Genomic DNA, 14,805 nt, shown 5'->3' with positions numbered 1-14,805 from the left:
GAGGCAATAATATGCAGGTGTTGTATGAGGAGATGGAAAGTTCTCTGGCGTCTTCCCTATATGAAGTCGTGGGTTATTTTGATATAAAACCGAATGATGCTCTTTCTTCTCAATGTTCCTATTTGGGTAATCCTGACGGTTTTTCAGATTTTATGTCTGCACATCCAAGCATCAAGCATGTTTTTTGTTCTCTATCGATGGAGGAGGGACGTTACAATTTTTCTATCATGAATTATTGTGAAAACCATTTGCTTTATTTTCACGGTGTTCCTAATGTATGTAAAGGTTTTCCGCGTCGTATCTGGCACAGTATGGTTGGCAATATGCCTATCTTGAATCTGCGTTATGAACCTTTGGGTAAGATGGAGAACCGTATGTTGAAACGGATGTTTGATGTTGTTTTCTCCGGTTTTTTTCTGGTTACAGTTTTTCCCTTTGTTTATCTCATAGTGGGAAGTATTATAAAGTTGACTTCTCCCGGTCCTGTATTCTTTAAGCAAATGCGTACGGGGTTGAATGGTGTGGATTTTGTGTGTTATAAATTCCGTTCTATGAAAGTGAATGATGAAGCTGACAGTAAACAGGCTACGGCTGATGATCCTCGTAAAACTCGGTTTGGGAACTTCCTTCGTCGTTCTAATATTGACGAACTTCCCCAGTTTATCAATGTTTTTAGGGGTGATATGTCAATAGTGGGACCACGTCCACACATGTTGGCTCATACGGAGACTTATGCCCGTTTGATTGATAAGTATATGGTGCGGCACTTTATAAAACCTGGAGTAACCGGCTGGGCTCAAACACATGGTTTTCGTGGTGAAACGAGAGAACTCTCACAGATGGAGGAACGTGTTAAAGCTGATATTTGGTATATGGAGCATTGGACAATGCTACTTGATATATATATCATTTATAAGACTATAGCAAATGTAGTTGTTGGAGAAAAGAATGCATATTAAGATAAGGAATGGATTAAAATTGAGCAGATACAGATATCAATTTCTCAATGTTGATATAATATAGCTAATGAAATCTTTAGCTTTAAGAAAGTGTATTAACGAAGGAAATATTGTAATTAATTATTAGGGAATGACTAATCAATCAGTACACTTTTAGTTATCTTAAGCTGAAAAGGTTGGATAGTTAAATAATGTGCACTTAATATTATAGAGGACTATGCGAAGTTTACATATTATCATGCCAATGGCAGGTGAGGGAACACGTTTTCTTAAAGAAGGTTGGACTACACCAAAGCCATTGATTGAATTGAAGGGGATACCTTTGTTCGTTAGAGCTATTAGGAGCGTAATTATGGACGATATAAATTTGAAGTATTCATTTATTGTTCGTCAGGAACATATTGATAGATATCATATAAACGAATATATAAAAAACAAGTTGCCAAATGCTAAAGTTTTTTCTGTACTTAATACCACTCGTGGTGCAGTTGAAACTTGTTTGATGGCTGAGTCTGCAATAGACCCTAATGATTCTGTTATAGTTATGGACTGTGATTTGGAATTCTCTAGTAAGGCTTTTCTTGAAAATATTCGTCAAATATTAGCAAAACCTGTAGATGAGGTCAATGGCGGCTTGTTGGTATCATTTGAATCAGACCTTCCAAAGTATAGTTATGCTGAGATTGATGCTAATAATATAGTAAGGCGTACAGCAGAGAAAGAGGTAATATCTAATCATGCTCTTTGTGGAGCGTATTTCTTTTCTTCAGGAAAAGGTTTTTTAAAAGTTGCGCATCAATTATTAGATAATTCAATACCTAATAAATCGGAATTTTATGTGTCATTACTTTATAATTATTTGTTGAAGAATGGAGAAACTGTCAAACTTTGCTTAATGGAAAATTATTATTCTTATGGGACACCTGAAGAACTTAAACGATATATGTAATGCTCGGAAGTGAAATAAAACTGTTAATTGTAGATTTTGACGGTACATTAGTTGATACTTTTCGAGCTAATTTTATGGCTTATCAAGAGGCTTTTAATCAGGTGGGATTAGCTCTTAAAGAGGTAGACTATCGTCATTGTTTTGGTTTTAGGTTTGAAAAGTTTATGGCAACTGTTGGCATAACAGATCCGGTTGTAACTCAAAAAATAAGTGAGTTTAAAGGTAATTGTTACCCCGATTTTTTTAGATATTTTAAAGTGAATAATTCTTTATTAACTATACTGAAAACTTTTCACAATGCTGGAGGTAAAACAGCGATAGCTTCTACTGCATGTCGTAAAAATTTAGAAAAAGCATTGCAATACATTGAGGTAACTGATATATTTGATCTTATTTTGGCGGGTGAGGAGGTGAGACAAGGAAAACCCTCCCCTGAGATATATAGGACAGTATTAAGGCATTTTTCTATGCAACCTAATGAGGCACTTGTTTTTGAAGATTCGGAAGTGGGTGTACAGGCAGCCCAGTCAGCAGGTATAAACTATATAGTTGTTAATTCAAACTATTATGGAGATTGAAATAAGAGGGCATTCTGGTTGTCAGATAGACATTGTTAATGGCGGGGATAGCTTGTTTATTAACAAGAGTACTCGTGATAAGAATTATATTCCACGATTGTATAAGCAAGCTTTGAAACAGTGTAATGCTTCAAAGATAGCTTATCAGCATATTCGTGTACCGAAAATATATGGTATTGAACGTATGGATGAATATCTAAATATTAAGATGGAGTATATATATAGTAAGAATTATGTAGATTATTTTGAAGATGCAGGATTTGACCAGATTAGTTATTTTATCAAGGCATTGAAAATTTTTATTGATTCTGAAATTGAAAATTCAAAAATGACTCCGATTAATAAAAATGTTGTAATAAATAAATATAATGATGTTTGTGATAAAGTTGCTAAAAATGATTTTATTAGTAAGGATACAGATATTAAGATAATTCTAGAGAAGTCTTCAATTGTATTCAATGAACTAGATGAAGAGATAAACATACCAGTTGGACAGTGTCATGGAGACTTGACTTTTTCAAATATACTATTTAATGGAAATAATTACTATTTGATAGACTTTCTGGACTCATTTTTGGAATCTCCATTACTTGATTTAGTAAAGATTAGGCAAGATTCAAATTATGGTTGGTCGCAGCTTATGTATGGGCATGATTTTGATTCTGTGCGGATGAGAATAATTTCAGACAAGATAGATAAAGAGATAGATATATATTATAGTAATTATGATTGGTATAATAAGTATTATAGTACTTTTCAGTTGATGAATTTCCTACGTGTTATACAATATGCTAAGGAGGAGAGAACTGTAGCATTCTTAAAAAATGTCCTCAATTCAATTTTATGAGTATTAGTTTGATTATTCCTATAGGAGCTGACAATATTGAGTATGAGAACTATATGCCTTATATATTTAACTTTGCTCCTGATGGAATCTCGCTTTGCATAAAATCTATTCAAGGGTTAGATTTAAATCGTTTTGATAATATCTATTTTACAATTCTTGAAAAATATGATAAAAAATACTATTTGTCATTATTGCTGAAATTGCAATTTAAAAAGTTGGGACTGAGTAATGCTAAGGTCGTAGTTCTTGATGAGCCAACCACTAGCCAGGCTGAGACTGTCTATCGGACTGTGAATTGCGAGAACATAGAAGGAGCAATTTTTGTGAAAGATCCTGATGGCTATTTTTGTGGAGATTTTACCATTGCAAATAGTATAGCTATTTATCCACTTGATAAGTTGGAAATGGTGAATCCAAGAAATAAGAGTTATGTGGAACTTGATGATCAGTTCTATATAACAAATATAATAGAAAAAAAAATCATCAGCCGTTTCTTTAATGCAGGAGGTTATATTTTTGATGATGCTGCTGTGTTCTGCAAATATTATGAGAGATTATATTTGTATGAACAACTTTTTATGTCGCATATAGTCTATGCTATGCTATTGGATAATATTCCTTTTAGGCCTTTTGAGGTGAAAGACTTCCAAGATTGGGGAAGTGAAAGAGATTATAATTATTATTTACTGGATAGATTATGGAAGTATTAAATGGTTTTATAGCTGGTCGATGTATCGTTTATAAAATATACAATCAATTTGTATTGATAATTTCTTTTATTGATATAATAATAGAAAATGATTTCAAGATCGAATATATGAATACAATCCGTTTTTAGTATTCTATTGTGAAGTATATTTGATAAAAGTGATTTTTAACACACAAAGCCAATAAATGTTTTTTGGGCGATAACTTATATGATAAAGAAGGTTAGTATGGCTTTCTATGATTAATGTATAAGAAGGGTTAAGGAAATAGTGGTCTATGTAACTTGTTTATAAAGCAAATATTTTAATATTTATGTCAAGATCAATAACAGCTAATTATATTTTCAATCTATTGAATACTATTTCTGGAATTCTATTTCCTTTAATAACGTTTCCATATTCATCTAGGATTTTGTTAGCAGAAGGAATAGGAGAAGTGAACTTTTATCAATCAATAATATCATATATCAGTTTAGTTGTAGGATTAGGTATACCATTATATGCAGTAAGAGAAATTGCTAGAGTGAGAAACGATAGAAAGCAACTTAATGTTACCACGATTGAGATATTATCTCTACATGGAATTACTACCTTGATTGGTTATTTGGTCGTTGCTATTTTATGTTTTACAGTTCCCAAGATACAAACAGATTTACCTCTTTTCTTGTTGTTAAGTTCTTCTATTTTTCTTACTACCATTGGATGTGAATGGTTTTATAAAGGCATTGAAGATTTTAAATATATTACGGTTCGTGGTTTGATTGTCCGTATGATTGGGATTATATTATTGTTTACTTTAGTAAAGACAAAAAATGATATTCTATGGTATGGTATTACAATTACTCTTACATCGGTAGGAAATAGTGTATTCAATTTTATTAGATTACGTAAATATTTGTGTATATGTAATATTGATCGACGTAGTATTAATCCTTACAAGCATTTAAAGTCTGTAGGTATAACATTTTTATTAGTTTTATTATCTACTATATATCTTACTCTTAATCCAGTAATTTTAGGATTTATGACTGATGATGTATATGTTGGTTATTATTATGGTGGTATAAAATTGTTTTCACTAGTGTTTGGAATAGTAGATTCGTTAACTGCAATTTTGCTACCTCGGTTTTCGAATTTGATGGCTGAAGGAAGAGATGAAGAATTTGCTACAATCTCTCAAAAAGTATATTCGTTTACTGTTGGAGTTTCTTTACCAATATCTGTTGGACTGTTCTTTGTTAGTCAATATGCTATACCTATTTTGGGTGGTAATAGTTTTATACCATCTATAGGTGTTTCTCAGATTTTATCTGTTTTGCTGGTTTTAGTGGGACTTTCAAATGTATTTGGGATGCAGACTCTTTATCCTAAAGGGAAAGTGTATATTATGGTGAAAGTAACTTTAATGGCATGTATTACAGACCTCTTAGTGTGTTTTTTGACTATTCCTACATTCAAGCATTATGGTGCTGCTATGGGGTATTTAGCTGCAGAACTAGTTGCAACTACAGGGTTGTACATCATGGGAAGAAAGTATATTTCTATTAGGTTATTCGATAAATCAATAATACATTATTTATTCGCTGTTATTTTAATGGGGGGAGGCTTGTTTGTGCTTCAGTCATTAAATTGGAATAATTTATTGATGTGCATTATAATGATGTGCGTAGGAGCTTTTATATATGTACTTTCACTTTTATTGCTAAAGGATTCGCTGATATTAGAAGGCCTTGCGATTGTTCAAAATAAATGTTTAAAGAAATAAAAATGCAGTTGATTAAGAGTATATTGCGAAAGTTTTTTTCATGTACTATTTCATTGATGATTCGTTTATGTAGAAATGAAAAGGTTATGCTAGATATTTTTTCTCGTAGTTTTGAAAAATATTCAGATAACTATTTTTGTTATAAACTTCGCCCCAAAAAAGCAGATTATTTTATTCCTAGTAATATAAAGACTACAACTACTTCTGGTGAATTTGCTATTGTTCTTCAAGGGTTGATAGAGATGCGTGATGAATTTACTTTTGAGACTATTAAATTATATAGAAGATTGTTTCCGGGAGCAATTATCATAGTTAGTACTTGGGATTATACAGACCCATCTATAGTACGGACTTTGGAATTATTAGGGTGCGAAGTTGTTTTGAATAAAGATATACCTGTGTGTGGCTTGGGGAATGTAAACTATCAAATTTGCACAAGCTTGGCTGGATTGAAAAGAGCTAAAGAATTGGGAGCAGAGTTTGCATTAAAGAATAGATCAGATTTACGTGTCTATCGTGAATTTGCTTTTGAATATCTTAAGAGCCTTGTTGAATTAAATACGATTTCTTCTAGTAATGTTTATGGATTGAAAGGACGTATAATAACACAAGCTGGTAATTGGGGGCAAATGTTTAATCCTATGTGGCTGCAAGATTTTCTCTATTTTGGATATACTGATGATCTTATAAACTTATTTGATATTCCATATGATGATAGGAATATTCATTGTTATAGAAAAGATAATTTCGATACAAAGCGAGTACTGACGGGTGAAACTCTTGCTAAGTGGCCAGCGTCTGAAATAAATATAACCAAACGCTTTATTCAGAAATATCATAATTCTGATTTAAGTCTCAAAGATTGGTGGAATTTTCTAGGTGAGTATTGCTATATTGTAGATTCGGAGGACTTATTGACATTGTGGAATAAGTATGGACTCAATGACCTGGGACAGTTTTACTGTGAATACGATGGTAAGCACAATTATAGAGATCCATTTCGGCATATAAGTTCATCTGATTTTATTAATATCATGAACCATAAGTATATATATGAAGAGTGGATGGAAAACGAGAAGGCTAATTACACTATAGAATAATGAAAAATTTAATAGTTTCTGTAGTTCGTGTTCTAGCCATTATACGACGATGGACCTTTCACTTTACTTAGTAATAAGTGACCGATTTATAGTGTTAAGTTTTTTATGCTGTGAAGACCAATCGCTACAGATTCTTATTGGGTATATGTTGGCCTTTAATTTAGTTGCTTTGCTGTATGTAATTGGGTTATAATATATTAGCAAAATATCCTTCAGTAAAAGGTCATTTATGGCATTTAGGATGTAGTGAATTCACAGGATGGTGGTGTCCGTTATATGTAGCTGTAGGGACTGTAATTCCTTTAATTTTTGTGTACAAGAAGAGTTTTGAAATTAATAATAAATAATATGAATATGAAATATATTATTGTCGGAGCTGGTATATCAGGTTTGAGTATTGGGCAGGTTCTTAAGGAGTATGGACATGATGTGCAACTATTTGAGGCAGATTCGCGTCCAGGAGGGATGGTAAAATGTGATAGAGTGCATGGACATTTGTTTCATCGCACTGGAGGACATGTCTTTAACACAAAACGTCAGGATGTATTGGATTGGTTTTGGAGTCATTTTGACAAAAAAGACGAGTTTACTATGGCAGATCGAAATTCAGTTGTTTCAATGGCTGATAATACCATAATTGCTTATCCAATAGAGAATCATGCTTATCAACTTTCAGATGAGATGATGAAAAATTTTATTAATGATATTGTGTTAATGGCTACTAATAAGCCTGTAGAACCTACTAATTTTGAAGAATTTTTGCGAGCTCGTTTTGGTGAGACACTTTATCGTGAATATTTTCGACCATACAATGAAAAGATCTGGCGTCGTCCACTGACAAACGTTCCACTGTCGTGGTTGGTTGGTAAATTACCAATGCCTACACTTGAAGATATTATTTATAATAATTTTAAGCATATTGAGGAAAGGTCTTTTGTACATAGTTCGTTTTTTTATCCGAAAAAAGAGGGTTCGCAGTTTGTCGCTAACCGCCTTTCAGAAGGACTTGAAATACATTATAATGTAGATGTAAAATCTATTGAAAAAATAGAAAAAGGATGGTCTGTGAACGGAGAGATTTGTGATAGAGTTATTTTTACTGGCAATATGAAGTCAATACCTTTAATAGTTAAAGGAGTTGACTTATCGGCTTATATTGAAGGTATTGAAGCTCTTGAAGCCCATGGTACCACAACTGTACTTTGTGAGATTGAAGATAATCCATATAGCTGGATTTATATGCCAAGTCATATTCATGAGGCACACCGTATCATTTGTACAGGTAATTTTGCAGAGTCAAATCGTGCGAATGGAGTAATGTCGGCTACCATTGAGTTTACAGATGAGATTAGTAAGAATGATATTATTGATAATCTCTCTCGTATACCATATCATCCCAAATATATAGCACATAACTATGCTCCTTATACATATCCAATCCAAGCAAAAGATACACGTGAATTTGTCAATAGTGTGAAATGTGTTACTGAGCCAGAAGGTCTATTTCTTCTTGGACGTTTTGCTGAATGGGAGTATTATAATATGGATGTAGCAATGGGGGCAGCTCTAGATTTGTGTAATAATAAATTGAAGTAGTATGATAGCCGTAAATGTAAATGCTGGATTGGCAAATCAAATGTTTCATTATGCTTTTGGTCGGGGGCTGATGGCTAAGGGGTTAGATGTCTGTTTTGATCAAAGTAACTTTAAACCACGTTCTCAATGGGCATTTGAATTGGTTAGACTTCAAGATGCTTTTCCCTCGATAGATATAAAAGTAATGCCGGAGGGGCATTTTAAGTGGGTATTTCCTTCTTTACCGCGAAATGGCTTGGAGCGAAGATTTCAAGAGTTTATGAAGAAATGGCATAATTTTATCGGTGATGAAGTATACATTGACGAACCTATGTATGGATATGTACCTGACATGGAGAAATGTGCTACTAGAAATTGTATTTATAAGGGTTTTTGGCAAAGCGAAAAGTATTTTAGACATTGTGAGGATGATATACGTAAACAGTTTACTTTTTTGCCTTTTGATGAATTAAAAAATATTGAGGTTGCAGCAAAAATGTCGCAGGAAAATTCTGTAGCTATTCACTTACGTAAAGGTGATGATTATATGCAATCAGAATTGATGGGAAAAGGATTATGTACAGTCGATTATTATATGAAAGCAATTGATTATATGAGAAAGCATATAAATAACCCTCATTTTTATGTATTCACGGATAATCCTTGCTGGGTAAAAGATAATCTTCCTGAATTTGAATACATATTAGTAGATTGGAATGAGGTATCAGGGAAACGTAATTTTCGAGATATGCAGTTGATGTCATGTGCTAAGCATAATATTATAGGAAATAGTACTTATAGTTGGTGGGCAGCATGGCTTAATGCAAATCAGGATAAGATTGTTGTTGGGCCCAAAAGATTTTTCAATCCAATCAATTCGTTTTTTTCAACTTGTGATATAATGTGTGAAGATTGGATTTCATTGTAAATAAGTGCTAGAATGTATTAAATAAATTTGATGCCATGGTTTGAACTTTCTGTTATTTTATCGTTTTTTTATGTAAAAATATTTTAAGTGAAAACTGTTAAGGAAATCATTGGAAAAATAAGAAATATGAGTATGTTGTCGAAGATCGTATTTTCATTATGTAATATTTTTCAATATTTTTTTTTATTGCCAGGCAAAGTATGTGGTAGATTATTTAATTATGCTATCCATTGGCATTTCAAGGACATTAAAGGTCGTATATATCACGCGCGACAGCTTAAAGGGCTACAATATGTTAAAATAGATTATGGTACAATTCTTTCTCGTGGAATAGTGCTTACGGCATGGGATAAATATGCTGGATACGATTACACTCCTTCTATTCAGATTGGCAGTCATTGTAGAATTGGGGAGTATTGTCATATTACTGCTTGTCATAGTATTACAATAGGTAATAATGTGTTAACAGGTAGATATGTCTATATTTCTGATAATTCTCATGGTAAAAATATAGAGTCAGAATTAAATACTCCTCCATCGTTGCGACCACTTTATGCAAAAGGTCCTGTTGTGATCGGTAATAATGTTTGGATTGGTGAGAGTGCACGTATACTTTCAGGGGTGACTATTGGAGATGGGGCAATAATCGGAGCTAATGCTGTGGTAACTCATGATGTTCCAAGTGGAGCAGTAGTAGGGGGAGTACCAGCTAAAGTCATTAAAATGATGACATTGCTAGATTGAAAAGAATTTGCAATATAGGTAAAAATATTGCTAACTGTCAACAGCGAAGTTGAAAAAATGATGATAAAATTAATATATGAATAGAAAAGCGCAAGTTATTGCATTTTATTTACCTCAATTTCATCCATTTTCAGAAAATGACGAATGGTGGGGAAATGGTTTTACAGAATGGACAAATGTTGGTAAAGCTAAGCCTTTATTTAAAGGACATCGGCAACCGCGAGTTCCTGCTGATTTGGGCTATTATGATTTGAGATTATCAGTTGTACGAGAACAGCAGGTAAAACTTGCAAAAGAAGCTGGAATATTTGGGTTTTGTTATTGGCATTATTGGTTTGGAAATGGAAAGAGACTTATGCAAGATGTATTTGATGAAGTTCTTGAATCTGGTAAACCTGATTTTCCTTTTTGTTTAGCATGGGCTAATCATTCTTGGTATTCTAAAACATTTGATAAAGATTCCACAGGAGATAAATTATTAATGGAACAAACATATCCGGGAGAGGAGGATATTGAAATGCATTTTTCTTATTTAAATCGTGCTTTTAGGGATAAAAGATATATAAAGATAGATGGAATGCCTCTTTTAGTTGTTTATGATCCAGTGTCTTTACCACTGAAGTATATTGATATGTTTCAACAATTGGCTCGTGAGGCTGGGTGGTTGGATGGCATTTATATAGTAGCTAATATAGTAGGTGGCATTAATAAAAAAGAGATGTTTATTGAAAAAGGATATAATGCTGTGACTTTTCAGCGTTTAGCTAGTGTCATATTTGATGCTCAAAATAAAAGAGGAAAAATATTATATTATATACGTCAGAAAATAAGATCTTTGTTTTATCATTATCCTCAATTTGCTGTTGATTATAAAAAGTGCATTCCGTATTTGATAAATAAAAATATAGATGGGAGTGAAGATGTGATTCCATGCATTGTACCTAATTGGGATCATACTCCACGAAGTGGAATGAAAGGCAGTATGTTTTTAAATGAATCCCCTGAATTTTTTAGATTGCATGTTGAAGATGCCCTTAAGACAGTTCAATATAAAAGAAATAAATTAATCTTTTTGAAATCCTGGAATGAATGGGGAGAAGGTAATTATATGGAACCTGATCTTACATTTGGGAAGGGATATATTAACGCCTTACATGAGGCATTGAATAGTACATTAGGGAAATGAAAAAAGTGGCTTTTGTTTCTGAAATGGCATTATTGGAACCAAATCTAAGTATTGTGAAGCGTTTAAATACAACTTATGATTTGTATTATGTCACTGATTGTCGACAGGATATTCCTAATAAATTTGGTATAAAGAATATTAGACGAGGAATCAATAGGGCTATAGATTATGAAGAAATGACAAAGTTCTCTTCATTTTTTAACCTTCAAAAAACCTACTTGATTTATTCTTTGACTAATAAAAATTTTTTTAACGCAATAAAGAAAGCTTATGATGTGGTAAGAGTTGTGAGAAAAATATCACCTAGTGTTATATTAACTGATACAACGGCTCCCTATACTGTATTGTTGTTTTTGTTTTACTATCATAAAATAGTATTATTAGTTCATGATCCTTTTCCTCATTCTGGATATAAAAAAAAGTGGCTTATATTGTTTCGTTATCTTGCTTTTAAACTGATTCGTAATAAAGTTATTTTTAATACGAAGCAATATGAAGCTTTTATTAGAAATTATAAACTATCTCCTCAAGATGTATTTTGTTCCAATTTGAGTACATTTGAATTTATGAAAGTTTATAGACCGTGTAATAAGAAAAAAGATGGAAAGTTCAAGATTTTATTTTGGGGGATAATTTCTCAATATAAAGGTATAGAATATCTTTGTTCCGCATTTGAAGAAATAGTAAAACAAGGCTATCAAGATATAGAGTTAACGATAGCTGGATCAGGCGAGTTATATTTCGATATAGATCCTTATCTTAAGTATAGCAATTTTAAGTTTATACACAAATTTCTTACTAATGAGGAAATTGCTGATTATGTATTTAATACAGATATAGTCGTTTGTCCGTATGTCGATGCTACACAAAGTGGAGTGATTATGACTGCTTTTGCATATTGCAAACCTGTAATTGCGACTAATGTAGGAGGACTTTCTGAAGTTGTTGATGAGTATTCTGGAATTCTAATAGAGCCGCGAAGCGTAAAACAGCTTGTTGATTCAATTTTGCTTCTGTATAAAAAACCGTATATAATAAAACAAATGGAGAGATATTTGCGGGAAGATTATGCGGAAACGGAAAAAGGTTGGGAACATGGAAGTGCAATTATTGCTTCTGCAATAGAAAAGCAGTATGAAGAACAACTTTAATTTGGACATAGGCAAATTAATTCTTTATTTGGCCATATTTACTCCTTTCATGCCTAAGTTAAAACTGGGGGAAATTAATTTATATTTAGTTGAAATATTTTTATTGGTATTTTTTCCTTTATTGTTTCCTTTTATTAGACTTAAATTTCAGAGAATAGTTTTGGCTATGTGGGGAATAGTGTTAGTCTCAACTATTTATTCTTTTATTTATGTTATTGAAATATCGTCATTACTGAAAGTTATTAAAGGAATAATTTATATTCCTCTTGGATATTTGGCTTATGTTGAATATAAATGTAACCCTAGAATTTTGTGTAAGATTCTTTACTCATATTTTTTATGCTCTTTTTTAAGTCTATGTTTATTTTTGTTTCAGCTGTCAGAATCGGTTTCTATTTGGAGTGGCAATGGTTTCAATTCAGGTTTGAGTAATAAATGTTTTGATTTGAAATCAATGTCTCTTGTTTCGTCAGGTTTATCAGCCCACGGTGTCTTTGGAGATTATTCATGTCTTATATTTACATTTGCTTTAGTATTGTTCTTCTCCAAAAAAATTAAATTATCAATGCTTCTTACTACACTGATGTTTACTGTTATAAATTTGATGTCTTCTGTTAGTAGAGAAGCTTTAGTTTGTTTCATGTGTGTAATATGTGGTTTAGTAATTAAGACAATAAGAAAAAAGAAATATTTTGTAGGGTATATTGTAATTCTAATTATTTTAATTAGTGTGGTGAGTATTTATGGTGAATATATTCCTTTAGTAAATAAAATATTATATACTCAAGAGGCTATAAGTACAACAGGAAATGAAGGAAATATTGAACTTAGAATTGGCGCTTGGAAATTATTTTTTTCTTCTTTGATAGATAATCCTTTCTTTATTTTGACTGGATATGGATACAATTATTCTTTTTATGAAGATATTGTACGGTCGATAGCATTAAAAGTAAAATATCCTTTTATATTATTGCCAGAGAATTATTTTGTACAATTTTTATGGTATGGAGGAGTGTTTGCTAGCATTTATTCAATTCTTTTTTGGAAAGAGATATTTAAACTTTGTACAAATGTTTTTAGACCATGGAGTTTAATTTCTACAACTTACTTTTTAGGACTTTTGATAGGTAGTTTAATTTCTGGGTCTGCAATAACTTCGGATTTATTGTATTGTCAAGTATTAATTGTTTTGGGAATTATGGCTAGTGAAAAACAGAATAATAAAAACAATCAAATGAATTTAGAGTAATGAATATATTATTGATAACAGTTAGAGCAGATTTTGGAGGAGGTCCGCGTCATGTTCATCAATTGATTGACGAGTTACCTTCTGATTTCAATATTTATGTAGCTTTCCCTCAGGGTAAGCCATATGGCGATTTGTGGCAGGAGCATCCTAAAATAAAGAAATGTATAAATATTCCATATAGGGAGTTCAGTATTAAATACTTATTCTTATTAAGACGCTTTATTATTGAAAACAATATTAGTATACTTCATTCTCATGGAAATGGTGCAGGTTTATATTCCCGAATTTTGAAAATAATTCTGCCGCAGATTAAAGTTGTTCATACTTTTCATGGGATTACGAATAATTATTCTTCATATTTTATATCCTGTATACATAAAATAATAGGACGTAGTTTAAGATATCTTACAAATAAATTTATTTTAGTGTCAAATGGCGAGTTTGAACTTGGGAAATCGATGCGTTTTTTGTTTACAGATAAATCAGTTATAATATATAATGCTATTGCTGATGAAGGACTTAAATTTAATAGATATGATAATAAACTTGTAATAATTTCATTATCTCGCTTTGATTTTGCAAAAAATATGGATATGGCATATAGAATAGCAAAAGCATTAAGAAATAATCATGAAATAGAATTTGTGTGGGTGGGAGATGGAGAAGACTTTGTGCGATTAAAACAAAAAAGTGTAGAAGAGCATGTTAATATAAATTTTATTGGATTCACAGAATACCCCATGTCTTATCTTAAGAACGCTGATTTGTATCTATCCACTTCTCGTTTTGAAGGTTTACCATATGCCCTAATTGAAGCTGCATCAGTAGGGCTTCCAATAGTCGCTACAGATGTGGTTGGTAATAATGAAGTTGTACTTCACGATTATAATGGGCTTGTGTTTAAAACAGAACAAGAAGCTGTAGATGCAATAAAAAAATTATCGATAAATGCTGATTTGTTGAATCGATATTCGATAAATTCTCGTGAACTTTATCTTAAAACTTTTACGATGGAAAAGATGATATCTTCTATTGTAGATACGTATGTACAGGTTTTAAATCAGTAA

General features: G+C 31.9%; 14 protein-coding genes. All 14 read left to right on the top strand.

The window, feature by feature from the left end; genetic code table 11:
* The coding region (locus KTR06_RS22455) for an exopolysaccharide biosynthesis polyprenyl glycosylphosphotransferase (protein WP_217290822.1) at nucleotides 1-959 on the top strand (959 nt) is incomplete at its 5' end.
* 217 nt (nucleotides 960-1,176) lie between these two features.
* Nucleotides 1,177-1,908 carry a glycosyltransferase family 2 protein gene (locus KTR06_RS22450; protein ID WP_008021480.1) on the top strand — a complete coding sequence of 244 codons (732 nt, stop codon included), beginning with the start codon at nucleotides 1,177-1,179 and terminating at the stop codon, nucleotides 1,906-1,908.
* Complete coding sequence (locus KTR06_RS22445) at nucleotides 1,908-2,486, top strand: HAD family phosphatase (protein ID WP_217290821.1); 579 nt, start codon at nucleotides 1,908-1,910, stop codon at nucleotides 2,484-2,486. The genes KTR06_RS22450 and KTR06_RS22445 overlap by 1 nt, the downstream gene beginning before the upstream one ends.
* Nucleotides 2,476-3,333 (top strand): phosphotransferase, encoded by an 858-nt coding sequence (locus tag KTR06_RS22440; protein ID WP_008021484.1) that lies wholly within the window; start codon nucleotides 2,476-2,478, stop codon nucleotides 3,331-3,333. Before KTR06_RS22445 ends, KTR06_RS22440 begins: the two co-directional genes overlap by 11 nt.
* Nucleotides 3,330-4,043 carry a hypothetical protein gene (locus tag KTR06_RS22435; RefSeq protein WP_008643074.1) on the top strand — a complete coding sequence of 238 codons (714 nt, stop codon included), beginning with the start codon at nucleotides 3,330-3,332 and terminating at the stop codon, nucleotides 4,041-4,043. Before KTR06_RS22440 ends, KTR06_RS22435 begins: the two co-directional genes overlap by 4 nt.
* Before the next feature lie 310 nt (nucleotides 4,044-4,353).
* Nucleotides 4,354-5,805, top strand: a complete 1,452-nt coding sequence (locus KTR06_RS22430; protein WP_008643076.1) for an oligosaccharide flippase family protein — start codon at nucleotides 4,354-4,356, stop codon at nucleotides 5,803-5,805.
* Nucleotides 5,790-6,905, top strand: a complete 1,116-nt coding sequence (locus KTR06_RS22425) for a WavE lipopolysaccharide synthesis family protein (RefSeq protein ID WP_015532609.1) — start codon at nucleotides 5,790-5,792, stop codon at nucleotides 6,903-6,905. Before KTR06_RS22430 ends, KTR06_RS22425 begins: the two co-directional genes overlap by 16 nt.
* A gap of 354 nt (nucleotides 6,906-7,259) precedes the next feature.
* Nucleotides 7,260-8,501, top strand: a complete 1,242-nt coding sequence (locus tag KTR06_RS22420) for an NAD(P)/FAD-dependent oxidoreductase (RefSeq protein ID WP_008021492.1) — start codon at nucleotides 7,260-7,262, stop codon at nucleotides 8,499-8,501.
* A 1-nt stretch (nucleotide 8,502) separates the two neighbouring features.
* Nucleotides 8,503-9,408, top strand: a complete 906-nt coding sequence (locus KTR06_RS22415) for an alpha-1,2-fucosyltransferase (protein WP_008021494.1) — start codon at nucleotides 8,503-8,505, stop codon at nucleotides 9,406-9,408.
* An 87-nt stretch (nucleotides 9,409-9,495) separates the two neighbouring features.
* Nucleotides 9,496-10,152 carry a DapH/DapD/GlmU-related protein gene (locus KTR06_RS22410; RefSeq protein ID WP_270828079.1) on the top strand — a complete coding sequence of 219 codons (657 nt, stop codon included), beginning with the start codon at nucleotides 9,496-9,498 and terminating at the stop codon, nucleotides 10,150-10,152.
* Between the two features lie 76 nt (nucleotides 10,153-10,228).
* Nucleotides 10,229-11,338 (top strand): glycoside hydrolase family 99-like domain-containing protein, encoded by a 1,110-nt coding sequence (locus KTR06_RS22405; RefSeq protein WP_008021498.1) that lies wholly within the window; start codon nucleotides 10,229-10,231, stop codon nucleotides 11,336-11,338.
* A complete protein-coding gene (locus tag KTR06_RS22400) occupies nucleotides 11,335-12,489 on the top strand; it encodes a glycosyltransferase family 4 protein (protein ID WP_008021500.1) in 1,155 nt (384 codons plus the stop codon). Before KTR06_RS22405 ends, KTR06_RS22400 begins: the two co-directional genes overlap by 4 nt.
* Nucleotides 12,473-13,738: an O-antigen ligase family protein gene (locus tag KTR06_RS22395; protein WP_008021503.1), complete on the top strand. Its 1,266-nt coding sequence runs from the start codon at nucleotides 12,473-12,475 to the stop codon at nucleotides 13,736-13,738. Before KTR06_RS22400 ends, KTR06_RS22395 begins: the two co-directional genes overlap by 17 nt.
* Nucleotides 13,738-14,805, top strand: a complete 1,068-nt coding sequence (locus KTR06_RS22390; RefSeq protein WP_217290820.1) for a glycosyltransferase family 4 protein — start codon at nucleotides 13,738-13,740, stop codon at nucleotides 14,803-14,805. The genes KTR06_RS22395 and KTR06_RS22390 overlap by 1 nt, the downstream gene beginning before the upstream one ends.

The sequence above is a fragment of the Bacteroides sp. MSK.20.12 genome (assembly GCF_019052435.1).
In the GTDB taxonomy this organism is placed as follows: Bacteria; Bacteroidota; Bacteroidia; order Bacteroidales; family Bacteroidaceae; genus Bacteroides; species Bacteroides xylanisolvens.
This window is presented reverse-complemented; position numbering and strand designations above follow the sequence as displayed.